The following is a 15,603-nucleotide window of genomic DNA, read 5'->3' as shown; positions in this document are numbered from 1 at the left end:
AGCAATTAAACGTTGTAACGTTACCAGAGTCGCTTTTCCTCTTCAGCCTACCTTCCCTATTTTCGTAAGTCATAGAAAAAAACAGGTTGAAATAATGGGTAAAGATAAGGTAGAAATTTTTGACACAACACTAAGAGATGGAGAACAGGTACCTGGTTGCAAACTGGATACCGAACAAAAATTAATCATTGCCGAACGATTAGATCAATTGGGAGTTGATGTAATCGAGGCAGGGTTCCCCATATCTAGCCCCGGTGATTTTAAGTCCGTAAACGAAATCGCCAAATTGGTCAAAAATGCAACGGTCTGTGGATTGACCCGCGCCGTGAAGAAAGACATTGAAGTGGCCGCAGAAGCCATTAAGGATGCCAAAAAACCACGAATACATACGGGAATCGGAACTTCCGAATCGCATATCAAATACAAATTCAATTCTACCCAAGATAAGATTATTGAGCGTGCCGTAGCAGCTGTGGCCTACGCCAAAACCTTTGTGGAAGATGTGGAATTCTATGCTGAGGATGCAGGCCGTACCGACAATGAATTTTTAGCTCGAATCTGTGAAGAGGTAATCAAAGTCGGAGCAACAGTGCTGAACATTCCAGATACAACAGGCTATTGCTTGCCCGAAGAGTACGGTGCCAAGATGAAATACTTGAAAGAAAATGTAAAAGGCATCGATAAAGCTATCCTATCCTGTCACTGCCATAATGATTTAGGTTTGGCCACTGCCAATTCCATCGCAGGTGTTGCCAATGGAGCTCGACAAATCGAATGTACCATCAACGGTATCGGCGAACGAGCTGGAAACACTTCTTTGGAAGAAGTGGTAATGATCATGAGACAACATCCGCACTTAAACTTGGATACCAACATCAACAGCCAATTACTTTGGGATACCAGTACCATGGTTTCTCAAAAAATGGGAATGCCTGTGCAGCCCAATAAAGCTATCGTAGGTTCCAATGCGTTTGCCCATAGTTCCGGAATTCACCAAGATGGGGTAATCAAGCGTCGTGAAACCTATGAAATCATAGACCCAAAAGATGTTGGGGTAAGCGAATCCTCCATTGTATTAACTGCACGAAGTGGGCGTGCCGCTTTGGCCTACCGAGCCAAAAATGTTGGGTACGAACTCACAAAACTTCAATTGGATACGGTTTACGAAAACTTCTTGAAGTACGCCGATGTGAAAAAAGAAATCATGGACGAGGATATTCACGAAATTGTTGAGACCAGCAATATCGGAATGAAAAGCCTAGCTTAAATCACGGTTATTTTATGGCATTGAAAATTGCATTACTTCCTGGGGATGGTGTAGGACCCGAAGTGTTGGCCCAGGCAGTAAAATGTTTGGAGGCTGTGGAAGAAACCTTCAATCAGCATTTTATTTTTAAAGAAGCTCCTGTTGGTGCCATTGCCATCGACAAAAAGGGAACTCCCCTACCCGATGCCACACTAAAATTATGCAAAGAGTCGGACGCCGTACTTTTCGGAGCCATTGGCGACCCTAAATATGATAATGACCCTGACGCAAAAGTGCGACCCGAACAAGGTTTGTTACAATTACGAAAAGAATTGGGCTTGTTTGCAAACATCAGACCCGTTCTTTCCCATCCAACTTTGTTGGATAAATCCCCTTTGAAAAAAAACGTAATCAACGGTACTGATTTTGTCATCTACCGTGAACTTACGGGCGGCATATATTTCGGAGAGAAAAAATTGAACGAGGAAGGCACCAAAGCTTCCGATCTTTGCGAATACACCGAGGATGAGATAAGCCGAATAGCACATTTGGCGTTCAAAGCCGCAAAAGTCAGAAAAAAGAAGCTTACTTTGATTGACAAGGCCAATGTGCTGGAATCTTCTAGACTTTGGCGCAAGGTGGTTACGAAAATCGGGGAAAGCTATCCCGAAGTTGACTTGGACTTTATGTTTGTGGACAATGCCGCAATGCAAATCATACTCGACCCCAAACAGTTTGATGTTATTTTGACCGAAAATATGTTCGGCGACATTATTTCCGATGAAGGCAGTGTTATCGGTGGTTCCATTGGTTTATTGGCTTCCGCCTCGGTGGGCGATGAAAACGCAATGTTTGAGCCTATTCACGGCTCCTATCCTCAAGCTAAGGGCAAAGATATTGCCAACCCGATTGCATCGATTCTATCCGCAGCTATGCTGTTGGAGCATTTTGGACTGGCCGAAGAAGCTTGGGCCGTTAAAAAAGCGGTGGATAAATCCCTGAAAAAAGGAATTGTCACTCCAGATTTAAAGGAAAACAGTCAGTACGGAACCAATCAAGTTGGGGACTTTATAGCCCACAACATTGTGGATATCGAAGATGATACTCTCATGAACGATGAGAACATCGATTTGGGCAAGTCAACCATCATCTAAATCAACCTTCACTTTCCAATACTTCTCCCTTGGTCATTTCATCAATGGTCCTATGGAACTCTTCCTTGAATTCAACAAATTTTTGGCCTGTTGCCGGTCCGTTGAAACCCGTATGGATTTTGTGAACTTCTCCAGCTTTATCAATATAGATGGTCGTGGGATAAGAAAGAATATGGTTCAGCATCGGTAGTTTTTCATTGGCCTTTTGCTTGTTGGATGTGCCATACTGAGCCAAAAGAATCGGATAGGGCACTTCTTCGCGCTCCTTGAGCCTTTTGATTCCTTCAAAAGCTTTTTCCTCGGTCTTTGCATATTCAAAGGCCAACCCAACAAACTGAAGGTCTAAGTCTGGGTTATTTTTGATGAAATCCACGTAAAACCGTGTTTCGTCCAAGCAATTGGTACACCAAGTACCCATAATCTGTACAAGAACCGCCTTATCCTCGAACATTGGGTCGTCCAAATCCACCATCTTCCCATCAGAATTTGGAAAAGAGAAATCAAATTTATCGTAACCTTCGCGCAAATAGGTAAGTCCATCGGAATCGGGAAGTTCAAAAGCCTCGTTCCGCGCACCCATGAATTCTTGAACCGCATGCTTTCCTGAATAAAATTTTCCGTTTAAGGTACTATCGGTCACTTGGGCCAAAAAAAGGAATACGTGCGAACCATCAAAAGCGGACAGCTTCATGCTATCCCCCGTGACAACGCCTTCCAGATAGCGGTAATCCCCTGTCTTGGTTCTAAAAGTTCCTTTGACATTGTTTCCATTCTGCATAAAAATACCTTTTGCAGGATATTCATCCGCCGTATTGATATGGAAATAGGTCTCCCAAATACCCGATAGGTTCACTGCAGCCGGTTCTTTGGCTTCAAAACGATCCAACTTCCCTTGGACAGCTCTAAAAGGAACACTGCGCTCTTTACCCTCTTCAATGAATTGACCAGTGATTTCAGTAGCGGTATAGGTCCCGGCAATATGACCTTCAAATATGGGCATTCGAATATCGATGGAATCCCCATTGAAGGTAAACTCATCTATGGTAACAACTTCCTCTGCATTATAGACCTGCATCACATACCCGCCCTCTTCGTTCTGGTTGATTATGAACTCAAAAGGCAATTGTTGTGATTCGGAAACTTCCATGGTCCCCAACCAATGACCCTTCTTGAGTTCAATTTTTTCTTCTTTTTTACAAGAAGTAAATATGACCAAAAGCCCTACTATTGCTGCGCCTATTTTATTCATGAATCAAAAGATTTTACTTAAATGTAGGAAATTGGTTTTAAAACAAAACACTCCTTACGATTTAAGGTCATTATTATCGTTGAATCTGTTACCCTATTGTTATATATTTGTGCCCTCTAAAAATGGGGTATGAAGATTTCTTACAACTGGTTGAAGCAATTTTTGCAAATTGATTGGGATGCTCAAAAAACTGGCGAGCTTTTAACAGATTTAGGTCTGGAAGTTGAGGGTATATCACAATTTGAATCAGTTAAGGGTGGATTAAAGGGTATCGTGGTCGGACACGTGCTCACTTGCGACAAACACCCAAATGCCGATAGATTGAAGTTAACCACTGTTGATGTAGGGCAAGAAGCTCCTTTACAGATTGTTTGTGGCGCGCCCAATGTGGCAGCAGGCCAAAAAGTACCCGTAGCCACTGTTGGCACTACCCTATACACCAAAGAAGGGGAAGCCTGGATGATCAAAAAAGGGAAAATCCGTGGAGAAGTGAGCCAAGGTATGATCTGTGCAGAAGATGAAATCGGGGTTGGCGAAAGTCACGACGGCATTATGGTACTCAATGAAGAGTTGGTTCCGGGCACTCCCTGTTCCAAGGTCTTTGACGTTGAGAATGACGAAGTTTTTGAAATAGGTCTTACCCCTAACCGAGCGGATGCGATGAGTCATTTTGGTGTGGCACGCGACCTCAAGGCAGGGTTGGAACAAAAAGAGATACAAAAGGAATTGGTCACTCCTTCCGTAAGTAACTTTTCCATTGACAATCGCTCGTTGAAGGTCGATGTGGAGGTTATGGAGAGTGATCTTGCACCAAGATATTGCGGGGTTACCATTAGCAACCTTGTGGTGCAGGATTCCCCAGATTGGCTGAAAAATAGATTGAAGGCGATTGGATTGGCCCCGATAAACAACATCGTGGATGTGACTAACTACGTACTTCACGAATTGGGTCAGCCCTTGCACGCTTTTGATGCCTCCAAGATAAAAGGGAGCAAAGTTGAGGTGAAAACTCTGCCCGCCGGAACCAAGTTCACCACATTGGACGAAGTGGAACGTGAGTTGCATGAAGATGATTTGATGATTTGTGACGCAAACAGTCCCATGTGCATTGCCGGAGTCTTTGGTGGACTTCACTCAGGAGTTACAGAACACACCACCTCCATATTTTTGGAAAGTGCCTATTTTGACCCTGTTTCCATAAGAAAAACGGCCAAAAGGCATGGTTTGAACACCGATGCATCATTCAGGTTTGAGAGAGGTATCGACATCAACATGACGAAATACGCCCTTAAAAGGGCGGCTCTTTTGATCAGGGAGATTGCAGGAGGCTATATCACTTCTGAAATCGCTGATCTTTACCCGAAAAAACCACAAGAAAGACAGGTATTCTTGACTTTTAGCAAAATCAATTCCTTGATTGGTCAGGAAATACCGCGGGATACCATCAAATCCATTCTTTCCTCTTTGGAAATCAGAATCAACAACGTAACGGAATCCGGTCTTGGATTGACCATTCCCACGTATAGGGTCGATGTTACCCGAGAAGTTGATGTGATCGAGGAGATTTTAAGGGTCTACGGTTACAACAACATTGACTTCAAGGAAAAGTTGAACGCTTCCATTGCAAAAACATCACGCTTTGAGAATTACAGAATTCAAGACGTGGTCGGAAGTATGTTGGCATCCAAAGGTTTTTACGAAATAATGACCAACAGTTTGGTTTCATCTGACATTACTTCGGATGATGATAGCGCTGTTCAAATGATGAACCCCTTGAGTTCGGATTTATCAGTGCTACGGACCTCCATGCTTCATTCTGGTTTGCAAACAGTGAGCTACAACCACAATAGGCAAAAAACCGACCTGAAGCTGTTCGAGTTCGGAAAGACCTACCACAAAGTGGACGGAGAGCATCAGGAAAATCAGCATTTGGCTATATTTATCTCTGGTGACCGTAAACAGAACAGTTGGGCCGTTGCCTCCAAAAAATCTGAATTTTTCTATCTAAAAGGTATTGTTGACAATGTTTTTGAACGCTTGGGGCTTCGAGACATTGACACAAAGCCATTATCTGATTCAGATTATGCCGAAGGGGTTTCCTATGTGAAAAACGACAACGTTTTGGTGTCGATTGGCTTGGTCGGCAAGGCTGCCCTTAAGCGATTCGACATTAAGCAAGAGGTGTTCTATGCCGATTTGAACTGGGATGTCATTTTGGAATCCGTGAGCACACAAAACGTAGTTTTCAAGGAGATTCCGAAATTCCCGGAAGTAACCAGGGACTTTGCCCTATTGCTGGACGAGTCGGTCTCTTTCCAAAAAGTGTACGATATCGCTTGGAGCACAGAAAAAAAGTTGCTTAAAAAGGTAAACCTGTTCGATGTGTACACAGGCGACAACCTGCCTGACGGCAAAAAATCCTATGCGGTAAGCTTTACCTTGATGGACGAAAAGAAAACCTTGACTGACAGGCAAATCGATAAAATAATGGGTAAACTATTGGCCCAGTATCAAAAGGAATTGGGAGCGGAACTTCGCTAATCACATTCGGGCAGGCAGAATAACACTGTCTATCTCGTGAACCACCCCTTCATTTTCAAGATTAAGGTCGGCTGTGGTAATTCTTGCTGTATTGCCTACGGGATCCGTAAGTACAATGTCGTAACCATCCAAATGTGCGGTTAATTTTTTACCCTGTACGGTGGTAAAACTTGCTGTTCCGTTACCATTGCCTATGGCACGGAGCATACGTGAAGCTGTCAATTGACCTGCTACGATATGATAGGACAACAAGGATTTTAAAGCCCTCTTATCCTCTGAATTGATAAGTTCCGCGATTTTATTGTTCGAGAATTTTTCAAAAGCGGCATCAGAAGGTGCGAAAATGGTGAATGGCCCTGATTTTTGAAGCAATGCACCTAATTCGGTTGCATTTACCGCACTTAAAAGAATTTTGTGATTATCCAATCTACTGGTGTATGAAAGTGCATTGGAAGTGTTTTGGGCAGTGGTACAAATTGAAAAAGCCAAGCAAAGGCCGAGCAATAGTCTGGTTGCGGGGGTATTCATGAGGTTGGTCTAAATTTTAGGGCTTGTTCTTTTTAGTATGATTATACGATTAACTACCAAAAACGTCGATAAGATACATCTTTTTTGATGACATTCGAGCTATTTTATTCCTTCAAAATTCCATTTAACATAAACTTAACATTGTGTTTTTATGACAATTGTCAGTATCGAAAATTCAAATCATTAAATTTGAGTGGATTACTAAAAAAACAGCATGATTTTGAAAGGAACAAACATTGAACAAAAACTTCAAAACATAAGAAATAAGAAGGGCGACAGTGAGCAAATTTTGAAGGAAGTCCGCCAAATTTTGCAAGAAGATGCATTGAAAGAATCGCAAATATCCCATGAGCTAAGTTCCAAAAACAATGTTGGTTCAAATGACTTTGAATTTGACCTTCTGAAAACCGAAAACATCTTCCATATCGACCAAATCAAGGACATTTGTATTGATTATCGATTGCGCTTTTTGGACAGCTCTTACTTTAAAGGCGAGATTCCACAGGAAGCCATTTCAAAAATCAAACATTTGGAGGCTGCGCATGATACCAAACTCAAAGGTTTTAAGATTATGGCCCCTTCCAAACTGTTTAAACTGGAAGACAAAGACGACCCGCTTCTCTTCGCTCCTATCGGAAACGATTACTACTATTTAATCCACAAATGGGGCAATGATCTGCATCCATTGCGAAAATTCTTCGCATGGCCATTTAAGAACATTGCCAACTTGGTTTTTGTGGTTTTATTGATCAGTTACTTTGTAACCCTCATGGTCCCCGAAGGATTGTTTTCCAAAAAGAATACCACCGCAGAGTTCTGGATCATCTACTTTTTTATGTTCAAATGCATAGCATCCATAGTGATTTTCTACGGATTTGCCCTGGGCAAAAACTTTAACCCAGCCATTTGGAAAAGTAAGTACTTTAACGCTTAAGCAGTTACCGCGTACATTTTTTCGCGCTGCTCTTTTATGGACTTGTCGGACATATAATCATCGAAACTCAAGTAACGGTCAATAACACCGTTCGGCGTCAGCTCAATGATTCTATTTGCCACTGTGTTCACAAACTCGTGGTCATGGGTAGTGAGCAAGATCGTCCCTTTAAAGTTCTTCAAAGAGTTGTTGAAGGCCGTGATGCTTTCCAAATCCAAGTGGTTGGTCGGCTCATCCAACATAAGTACGTTGGCACGAAGCATCATCATGCGGCTGAGCATACAACGCACTTTTTCTCCACCGGAAAGTACGGTGCATTTTTTCAAGGCTTCTTCGCCACTGAACAGCATCTTGCCCAAAAAACCTCTTAAGTAGACCTCTTCACGCTCCTCTTCGGTCTTGGCCCATTGGCGCAACCAATCCACCAAGTTGATGTCCTCCTGAAAGAATTCGGAGTTGTCGGCTGGCAAATAGGATTGCGTAGTGGTTACCCCCCATTGGAACTTCCCGCTGTCAGGTTTGGTTTTATCCGCAATGATGTCGTAGAAAGCAGTGGTTGCACGTGAATCTTTGGAGAGAATGGCCACTTTATCTCCTTTGGCCAAGTTGATGTTCACGTTTTTGAACAATAAATCCCCATCTTCCGAGGTGGCGGAAAGTTTCTCCACGTTCAAAATCTGGTCTCCAGCTTCGCGCTCACGGTCAAAGATGATGGCAGGATACCTTCTACTTGACGGCTTGATGTCCTCCACCTTAAGCTTGTCCAACATCTTCTTACGGGATGTGGCCTGCTTACTCTTCGCTACGTTGGCACTAAAACGCTGAATAAACTCATTGAGTTCTTTCGCTTTTTCCTCGGCCTTTTTGTTTTGCTGGGCTCTTTGACGGGCCGCTAATTGACTACTCTCGTACCAAAAGGTATAGTTACCTGAAAACAGGTTTATTTTTCCAAAATCGATATCAGCAATAGAGGTACAAACGGCATCCAAGAAGTGCCTGTCGTGAGATACCACGATTACTGTATTATCGTAATTGGCCAAGAAATTCTCCAACCAGTTAATGGTATCGTAATCCAAATCGTTGGTGGGCTCATCCATGATCAACACATCTGGGTTCCCGAACAAGGCTTGGGCCAAAAGTACACGTACTTTAAGTTTGGAGTCCAAATCGGCCATGTTGGTATAGTGCAAATCTTCTGTGATTCCAAGGTTGGAAAGCATGGCTGCGGCATCGCTATCGGCGTTCCAGCCATTCATTTCTTCGAACTTTACCTGAAGCTCCCCTATTTTCTCCGCATTTTCATCGGTATAGTCCGCATACAGCGCATCGATTTCCTTTTTTATCTCGAACAAGGGCTTGTTTCCCATGACCACGGTTTCCAATACAGGATACTCGTCGTAGGCATTGTGGTTCTGTTCCAAAATGGACATCCTTTTCCCCGGCTCCAAATGCACATGACCCGAGGTTGGGTCTATCTGTCCCGATAATATTTTTAGAAAAGTGGATTTACCAGCGCCGTTAGCGCCAATGATGCCGTAACAATTTCCTTGGGCAAAGGTTACGTTAACTTCATCGAACAAAACTCTTTTGCCAAACTGTACGGATAAATTCGATACTGATAACATGCAACTATCTTATTTTTTTGCAAAAGTAGCTAAATAGAAATCGTAATTCTAATTTAAATGAGCATATTTAAACGATGAAAAATCACCGTTTAACAACATTTAACTAGCCCTTAACAAGTTTAGCTTCTTGGGTTGCTTACTTTTGAGAGACTAATGAATCGCTTCCTATATATGGTAAGATTTTTACTAGGCCTCTCCTTATTGTCCACTTTTGTATCGTGTTCCGATTCCTCGGAAAACGGTTCTTCAATATTTTTTGGCGGTGAAATCGTTAATCCCACAAGTGACTTTGTCGTGCTCTACCATAATGACACGTATGTGGATTCCGTAAAGTTGGACAATCAAAATCACTTTTCCTTTCAACTGGACAATATTGAAGGGGGACTCTATCACTTCAACCATACACCACAATACCAATACATATATCTCGAAAAGGGAGATAGTTTATTGGCGAGATTGAACACTGTGGAGTTTGATGAATCATTGGTTTACTCTGGCAAAGGAAGTGAAATCAACAACTTTATGACCGAAATGTTCCTAGCTTATGAAAAGGAAGAGGATTTGGTCAGAAGTTATTATCCATTGCGACCGGAAGAATTCAGCAAAAAGACAGATTCCTTGCGTGCCATAAAGGTCAAACTTCTAAAGGATTTGGAAGCAGACAATGTGCTTTCCATCAATTCCCTGGGTATGGCTGAGGCTTTTATTGATTACCACTCATACATCAGCAAGGAGAAATATCCCTTTTACCATAAGAAGAAGACTGGAGAAGAAACTATTCATGAACTTGGCAAGGATTTTTATGGATATCGCAAAAACATAGATCTAAACAATAAGGACCTGACCTATTTCAGACCTTATTTTGATTATATGAAATGGCACTTTGGCAACATATCCTACATGACATGTTTGGAAAATTGCAGTACTGATAAAAAGCCCATCAGTGACCGTTTGCACTTCAATAATCACAAACTCACTTTAGTGGACAGTATTGTAAAGCAGCCCGAACTAAGAAACATCTTGTTCAGGAATGTTGCGATGGACTACTTATTGGTGGAACACACCCCGAGCGAAGAGGCAACGGTTTTTATTGACAAATTCAAATCCCTATCCACCAACGAGGAACACAAAGAAGAAATTGACCTTCTCTATACAGGGATAAAAAACTTACAGCCCAACAACACGGTTCCCAATATTGCCGTCAAGAATTTCAATAACGAAGCGATTTCCCTAAAAGACCTGACCAATAGCAAAAAGAATACGGTTTTCTATTTTTGGACCGCAGACCAAGAAAATCATTTCAAAAACATCAATAGGCATATTACCTCTTTAGAGGAGAAATATCCCCACTACAACTTTGTAGGCATCAATTTAAGGACCAGCTATCCAAAATGGCAGAAGTTGATGAAGGATTACAAATTGGACACGAACAGGCAGTTTTACGGGGAGGACTTCAAAGAATTACAAATGGCCATGATTATTGACGGACTCAACAAGTGTGTTATCACCAAAGACAGTATGGTGGTCGATGGCTTCGCCAACCTATACACTTCCTTATAATAATATATAAAAAGCCCCGAATTTTCATTCAGGGCCTATTCGATTTTATCAAGATTCCAAATTAGGAATTTCCTTTCTTGTAATCTTCCAAAAACTTGGCCAATCCAATATCGGTCAATGGATGTTTCAACAATCCATCTATGGAAGACAATGGGCCAGTCATCACATCGGCGCCAAGCTTGGCACAATCGATTACGTGCATGGTATGACGAATGGAAGCGGCCAAGATTTCGGTTTCAAATCCGTAGTTATCATAAATCAAACGGATTTCCGCAATCAGGTTAAGACCATCGGTTGAAATATCGTCCAATCTGCCCAAGAACGGAGAAACATAGGTTGCTCCAGCTTTGGCAGCCAATAGGGCCTGACCAGGTGAGAACACCAAAGTACAGTTGGTACGGATACCTTTATCTGAAAAATATTTCAATGCCTTTACACCATCCTTGATCATAGGAACTTTTACCACAATCTGCTCGTGCAGTTCCGCTAGCTCCTCGCCTTCTTTGACCATTTCATCAAACTCCGTGGCCACTACTTCGGCAGAAACATCTCCATCAACAATATTGCAGATATCCACGTAGTGCTTTAAAATATTATCCTTTCCTGTAATACCTTCTTTCGCCATTAGGGAAGGGTTGGTGGTCACACCATCCAACACACCCAGCTCTTGGGCTTCCTTAATTTGGTCAAGGTTGGCAGTATCAATAAAAAACTTCATTTCTAAGTATTTATAATTTGTTCACTAATACGTGTAAAATTACAACTTATAATGGTTGAGGAGCAATTTTTCGTAGACTTTGTCGGGTAAAATGTTCTTTAACCTAAGGGAAAACTTTTGTAAAAATGCACCGACCGGGTTATGTACCTTCGGTTTTTTCTGGTTGATGATCTTGTAAACCGCTTCGGCCACTTGGATGGGGTCTCCCCCACTATCCACATCCTCATCAATCCCTTTTAGGGTTTGATTGTACTTTTCTTCGTAAGCAGAGCCCTTGATTACCGGGGAATGGTACCTGCCCGATGCAATATTGGTGGCAAAATCCCCTGGGGCCACATTGGTCACGGTTACGCCAAAATCCTTGGTTTCCATGCGCAGTGCCTCGGTAATGAGCCCTAGAGCACCTTTGGTGGCGGAATAGAACCCTCGGTAGGGCAATCCCATATAGCCCGCAATGGATGTTATATTGATGATGGCTCCCCCGCCCTGCTTTCGCATTTGGGGTAAAACGGCCTTCATCACATGTATAGGACCATGAAAGTTGGTCTCGAATACATTTAGGATCTCTTCGTGGGGTGTCTCTTCAATAGGGCCCGTGATACCCACACCTGCATTGTTTATCAATACATCCAATCTGTTTTCCTTGGAAATCACATGGGAAACGGCTTTTTGAATGCTTTCCACATCCTTCACGTCTAATTGAACAAGCTCAAATTCCTTAAAATCGGGGTAGTTTTTTGGATTGCGTGTAGTACCATAAACGGTAAATCCTTTTTGGGTCAAATATGTTCCTATGGATTTACCAATACCTGAAGAACCTCCGGTGATCAGTACAACTTTTTTATCCATGATCATCTGATTTTTGGGTACAAAAAAAGGCAAGCTACCTACATCGCACCGCTACGACCGCATACCCTTGCTGCGTTCCCGCCCTGGGGGATTCTGCAGGAGCTGGTCGTGTAGGACTTGCCCAGCTGCAAATATACGACCTTTTATATTTGTGGCAATCCCAATTCATTCTTAATTTCGGTGTTTTAGGATTAACGATTTATGACACAAGCAGTAAGAACCATGGGCAAACTTTTTTCTATAACCGGGGCATTGCTCTTCTTTTTGGGATGCGGCGGAAGTGCCAACCCAGCCAAACATTTTTCCATTCAATTGGAAAACAAAGCCATACAGCAAAATCAGCAACTAGGTGTGGCGCTGAAGAACAAAAAAGAAATTGAAATTTCGGACTTACATTATTATATAGATGATAAGGAAATACCTGTGGAAAATGGAAAGTTGACCATGGACCTACCTACTTTGGGCAACAAAACCTTGGTCGCCAAGTTCAAAATTGAAGAACAGACCGTGGAAGTTGAAAAAGATTTCCGGTTATTGGCTGCTGCAGCCCCAGAGGTGTACACTTATGAAATAATCAATAGTTATCCGCACGATACGGGAGCATACACCCAAGGCTTGGAATTTCACAATGGCACGTTATATGAAAGTACAGGCAAGAGAGGTGCCTCCTCGGTCAGAAAAGTGAACTTTGAAACAGGTGAAGTCCTTCAGCAAATAGATATGGATGCTTCTGTATTTGGAGAAGGCATCACTATTATGAACGATAAACTCTACCAACTTACATGGCAGAGCGGTTTGGGATATGTGTACGATATCTCCAATCTGGAAAAAATCAAAAACTTTACCTATGGTAAAAGCCGTGAAGGATGGGGTCTATGTAACGACGGCGAAAAAATATTCAAAAGTGATGGCACCGAAAAAATATGGTTCTTGGACCCAGAGACGTTGGAAGAGAAAGGACATATTGAAACGGCCACCAACAAATCCATTTTCAACATGGCCAACGAGTTGGAATATGTAAACGGTAAAATCTACGCCAATGTGTACCAAAAAGAAAGCATGATGATCATTGATGCCACCTCGGGAGCCATTGAAGGGGTCATCAACTTTGGTGGACTCAAGAACAAAGTGAAAAAAGGTCCTGAATGGGACGAAGGCAATTCAGTTTTGAACGGAGTGGCCTATCATCCAGAACGGGGAACGTTTTTTGTGACCGGCAAAAATTGGGACAAATTGTTTGAGGTAGAAATCCGCAAAAAAGATTGATGAAAACCTATTCGGAAGTTTTTGATGTTGTCCCAAGTGACCTGGACGATCTTAACCATGTCAACAATATAAGGTATGTGGAGTGGATTCAGGATATCTCCAAAAAGCATTGGATGCATGTTACCTCAGAGGAAACTCAGGAATCGATGGTCTGGGTGGTTCGGAACCATAATATTACTTACCATAAATCCGCCGTGTTGGGACACACTATCCTGATGAATACATATATAAAGAGCAATAAAGGCCCTATCTCCATACGAATCGTGGAAATCAAAAACAAAGCAACAGATGAGCTGTTGGTCAAAGCGGTAACGGAATGGTGCTTATTGGATGCCAAAACCTTTCGGCCCAAACGGGTTCCAGAGGAAATCGAAGCGCTCTTTATGGACTAAAAAGCAATCTTATGCTTTAAGTCGCTGTATTTCATCGAAATATGGCCCTATATCCCAAAATCCACTGTCCAAAATTTTGAAGCGGCCTCAACAAATTGTAATATAGTAGTAAGCCAAACATGAACTAAACCTATTTGTTGAACCAATCAAGCGCAATTATTACCCAATTTACATTCCAAATTTTCCAGAATTCAGCACCATAATATCGGTGGTTTTTTGAGATTGATTTCATCACGAAATTGAACCAAAAAAATCGAAGAAATAATTACATATAATTTCGTTTTAACGATTTTTTATGGAAATGTGTAGGAAAATAGTCCGATTTAGGGGGAAACCCATAGTTTTTTTAAGGGAAAACTGCAACGAGTTTTTTTCATGCGTTAGTAACTTGCAATCAGCAAATTGCACATGGAATATACTTACAACATAATCGATTCGGATGCGAGCTCAAAGCTTCAGTTGCAACTCTACTTGGAGGAGTTCGAGGATTTGGTTTGTGCAGAGGTGGACACCAGTGCTTCAAGTGGTCTCAATTCCATTTTAAAATACAACCCTGATCTTGTACTTATCAATCTTGGCGAGGATGGCATGGATTACTTCCAAATGATCACGGAACTGAACCAATACATGCAGACCCTTCCATTGATCATAGGATATGCCAAAACCAAAAAATATGCGTACAACGCCATTAAAAGTGGTTTTTTTGATTATTGGATCCTGCCGCACAACGAATTTGATATTAGAAAGACAATTTTCCGCTTAAGGAAACTACATCCAAAACAAGATACTCCATCCACCATTTGTCTTAAATCCTATAAGGATTACCGGTATCTGGATACTAAAAACATCCTTTACCTGAAATCCGACAACAATACTACCGATTTCTTTATGAAGGATGGCAATGTCATCAGCGCCTTTAAGACCTTGAAATCCTTTGAGGAAAAACTTCCCAAGGATTTTATTCGGGTGCACCAAAGCTATATCATAAATAGTAGGTATGTATCCCGTATCAACTACGGCAAATCCATTTGCAGCCTCAACCATGGCGAAGAGGAACTTCCTTTTTCCAAGACATATAAGGATAAAGTGGACCAATTAAAGGAAATGCTCTCCAAAACGGCAGCAAAGGCCCTTAATTAGCAAAATTCTTGCAGATTATCGTAGAATTCTAGCAGATTGACTAGGAATACTACGCCCCTTCCAGAAATACTTCCCCAGCTGAAAATGCCAGATACTTTAGCGGTATAAACTTAATTTTTTACCTAAAGACCTAATATTATGAAAAAAGTACTAAGCATTTTAGCCATGGCATTATTGACAATTGGATTCTACTCTTGTGAAGCCGAAACCGATGTACAAGACACTGAGGCCATGTTCGAACAAATAACTGTAGACCAGAACGCTCTTTCTGATGATGATGAAACGGAAGTTGATGCACGCGAAGATGATGAATAGATAAACAATGCTTTTCAATTATCAACCCAACTTGACTCGAAATGTATTTTTAGTATTGGTTTTATCTTTAGTATTCATTTACCAAA

At 41.8% G+C, this 15,603-nt stretch carries 14 protein-coding genes and 1 other RNA gene; 9 read left to right on the top strand and 6 right to left on the bottom strand.

Annotated elements, in window-relative coordinates; translation table 11 throughout:
- Positions 1-94: 94 nt before the first annotated feature.
- Together EO132_RS11285 and leuB are read left to right on the top strand one after the other, a co-directional pair.
- Positions 95-1,267 (top strand): 2-isopropylmalate synthase, encoded by a 1,173-nt coding sequence (locus EO132_RS11285; protein ID WP_127137948.1) that lies wholly within the window; start codon positions 95-97, stop codon positions 1,265-1,267.
- Between the two features lie 14 nt (positions 1,268-1,281).
- The gene (gene leuB, locus EO132_RS11280; protein WP_127137947.1) at positions 1,282-2,400 is read left to right on the top strand and encodes a 3-isopropylmalate dehydrogenase; all 1,119 of its coding nucleotides are present in this window, start codon (positions 1,282-1,284) and stop codon (positions 2,398-2,400) included.
- A gap of 1 nt (position 2,401) precedes the next feature.
- Here the strand turns inward: leuB and EO132_RS11275 are convergent, their stop codons facing one another.
- Positions 2,402-3,649, bottom strand: coding sequence for a peroxiredoxin family protein (locus EO132_RS11275; RefSeq protein WP_127137946.1), 1,248 nt, complete (start codon positions 3,647-3,649; stop codon positions 2,402-2,404).
- Positions 3,650-3,778: 129 nt separating this feature from the next.
- Here EO132_RS11275 and pheT point away from each other — a divergent pair, with 129 nt between their 5' ends.
- Positions 3,779-6,190, top strand: a complete 2,412-nt coding sequence (gene pheT, locus EO132_RS11270) for a phenylalanine--tRNA ligase subunit beta (protein ID WP_127137945.1) — start codon at positions 3,779-3,781, stop codon at positions 6,188-6,190.
- Here the strand turns inward: pheT and EO132_RS11265 are convergent, their stop codons facing one another.
- On the bottom strand, positions 6,191-6,718 hold the full coding sequence (locus tag EO132_RS11265; RefSeq protein ID WP_127137944.1) for a fasciclin domain-containing protein: 528 nt from the start codon (positions 6,716-6,718) through the stop codon (positions 6,191-6,193). It lies immediately after the preceding gene.
- Positions 6,719-6,932: 214 nt separating this feature from the next.
- Here EO132_RS11265 and EO132_RS11260 point away from each other — a divergent pair, with 214 nt between their 5' ends.
- Positions 6,933-7,652 carry a hypothetical protein gene (locus tag EO132_RS11260; protein ID WP_164732327.1) on the top strand — a complete coding sequence of 240 codons (720 nt, stop codon included), beginning with the start codon at positions 6,933-6,935 and terminating at the stop codon, positions 7,650-7,652.
- On the opposite strand, the gene EO132_RS11255 is transcribed toward EO132_RS11260, so the two are convergent.
- Complete coding sequence (locus tag EO132_RS11255) at positions 7,649-9,277, bottom strand: ABC-F family ATP-binding cassette domain-containing protein (protein WP_127137943.1); 1,629 nt, start codon at positions 9,275-9,277, stop codon at positions 7,649-7,651. The two genes, EO132_RS11260 and EO132_RS11255, sit on opposite strands and share 4 nt — an antisense overlap.
- A gap of 171 nt (positions 9,278-9,448) precedes the next feature.
- Here EO132_RS11255 and EO132_RS11250 point away from each other — a divergent pair, with 171 nt between their 5' ends.
- On the top strand, positions 9,449-10,837 hold the full coding sequence (locus tag EO132_RS11250) for a TlpA family protein disulfide reductase (RefSeq protein ID WP_235856441.1): 1,389 nt from the start codon (positions 9,449-9,451) through the stop codon (positions 10,835-10,837).
- Between the two features lie 61 nt (positions 10,838-10,898).
- Here EO132_RS11250 and fsa read toward each other — a convergent pair whose 3' ends face one another.
- From fsa to ffs, 3 genes are all read right to left on the bottom strand, one after another.
- Positions 10,899-11,555, bottom strand: a complete 657-nt coding sequence (gene fsa / locus EO132_RS11245) for a fructose-6-phosphate aldolase (protein ID WP_127137941.1) — start codon at positions 11,553-11,555, stop codon at positions 10,899-10,901.
- A gap of 39 nt (positions 11,556-11,594) precedes the next feature.
- Positions 11,595-12,404 carry an SDR family oxidoreductase gene (locus EO132_RS11240; RefSeq protein WP_127137940.1) on the bottom strand — a complete coding sequence of 270 codons (810 nt, stop codon included), beginning with the start codon at positions 12,402-12,404 and terminating at the stop codon, positions 11,595-11,597.
- A gap of 24 nt (positions 12,405-12,428) precedes the next feature.
- Positions 12,429-12,527: signal recognition particle sRNA small type (ffs, locus tag EO132_RS11235), an RNA gene on the bottom strand.
- A 99-nt stretch (positions 12,528-12,626) separates the two neighbouring features.
- Between ffs and EO132_RS11230 the strand changes: the two genes are divergently transcribed.
- The 4 genes from EO132_RS11230 (at position 12,627) to EO132_RS19295 (ending at position 15,517) form a co-directional block, all read left to right on the top strand.
- Positions 12,627-13,670, top strand: a complete 1,044-nt coding sequence (locus EO132_RS11230; RefSeq protein ID WP_127137939.1) for a glutaminyl-peptide cyclotransferase — start codon at positions 12,627-12,629, stop codon at positions 13,668-13,670.
- The gene (locus EO132_RS11225) at positions 13,670-14,062 is read left to right on the top strand and encodes an acyl-CoA thioesterase (protein WP_127137938.1); all 393 of its coding nucleotides are present in this window, start codon (positions 13,670-13,672) and stop codon (positions 14,060-14,062) included. The genes EO132_RS11230 and EO132_RS11225 overlap by 1 nt, the downstream gene beginning before the upstream one ends.
- 408 nt (positions 14,063-14,470) lie before the next feature.
- On the top strand, positions 14,471-15,202 hold the full coding sequence (locus tag EO132_RS11220; RefSeq protein WP_127137937.1) for a LytR/AlgR family response regulator transcription factor: 732 nt from the start codon (positions 14,471-14,473) through the stop codon (positions 15,200-15,202).
- Between the two features lie 165 nt (positions 15,203-15,367).
- Positions 15,368-15,517 carry a hypothetical protein gene (locus EO132_RS19295; RefSeq protein ID WP_164732326.1) on the top strand — a complete coding sequence of 50 codons (150 nt, stop codon included), beginning with the start codon at positions 15,368-15,370 and terminating at the stop codon, positions 15,515-15,517.
- The last annotated feature ends 86 nt before the right edge of the window (positions 15,518-15,603 follow it).

Source organism: Flagellimonas oceanensis (genome assembly GCF_003992595.1).
GTDB lineage: Bacteria > Bacteroidota > Bacteroidia > Flavobacteriales > Flavobacteriaceae > Flagellimonas > Flagellimonas oceanensis.
The sequence above is the reverse complement of the archived record's forward strand: the minus strand, read 5'-3'. Positions and strand labels throughout refer to the sequence as shown.

Coding starts and splice junctions, on each gene's coding strand:
- EO132_RS11275 (WP_127137946.1), bottom strand. CDS start 3,649: ATGAATAAAATAGGCGCAGCAATAGTAGGGCTTTTGGTCATATTTACT.
- EO132_RS11230 (WP_127137939.1), top strand. CDS start 12,627: ATGGGCAAACTTTTTTCTATAACCGGGGCATTGCTCTTCTTTTTGGGA.
- EO132_RS11265 (WP_127137944.1), bottom strand. CDS start 6,718: ATGAATACCCCCGCAACCAGACTATTGCTCGGCCTTTGCTTGGCTTTT.
- EO132_RS11285 (WP_127137948.1), top strand. CDS start 95: ATGGGTAAAGATAAGGTAGAAATTTTTGACACAACACTAAGAGATGGA.
- EO132_RS11255 (WP_127137943.1), bottom strand. CDS start 9,277: ATGTTATCAGTATCGAATTTATCCGTACAGTTTGGCAAAAGAGTTTTG.
- EO132_RS11250 (WP_235856441.1), top strand. CDS start 9,449: ATGGTAAGATTTTTACTAGGCCTCTCCTTATTGTCCACTTTTGTATCG.
- fsa (WP_127137941.1), bottom strand. CDS start 11,555: ATGAAGTTTTTTATTGATACTGCCAACCTTGACCAAATTAAGGAAGCC.
- leuB (WP_127137947.1), top strand. CDS start 1,282: ATGGCATTGAAAATTGCATTACTTCCTGGGGATGGTGTAGGACCCGAA.
- EO132_RS11240 (WP_127137940.1), bottom strand. CDS start 12,404: ATGGATAAAAAAGTTGTACTGATCACCGGAGGTTCTTCAGGTATTGGT.
- pheT (WP_127137945.1), top strand. CDS start 3,779: ATGAAGATTTCTTACAACTGGTTGAAGCAATTTTTGCAAATTGATTGG.
- EO132_RS11220 (WP_127137937.1), top strand. CDS start 14,471: ATGGAATATACTTACAACATAATCGATTCGGATGCGAGCTCAAAGCTT.
- EO132_RS11225 (WP_127137938.1), top strand. CDS start 13,670: ATGAAAACCTATTCGGAAGTTTTTGATGTTGTCCCAAGTGACCTGGAC.
- EO132_RS11260 (WP_164732327.1), top strand. CDS start 6,933: ATGATTTTGAAAGGAACAAACATTGAACAAAAACTTCAAAACATAAGA.
- EO132_RS19295 (WP_164732326.1), top strand. CDS start 15,368: ATGGCATTATTGACAATTGGATTCTACTCTTGTGAAGCCGAAACCGAT.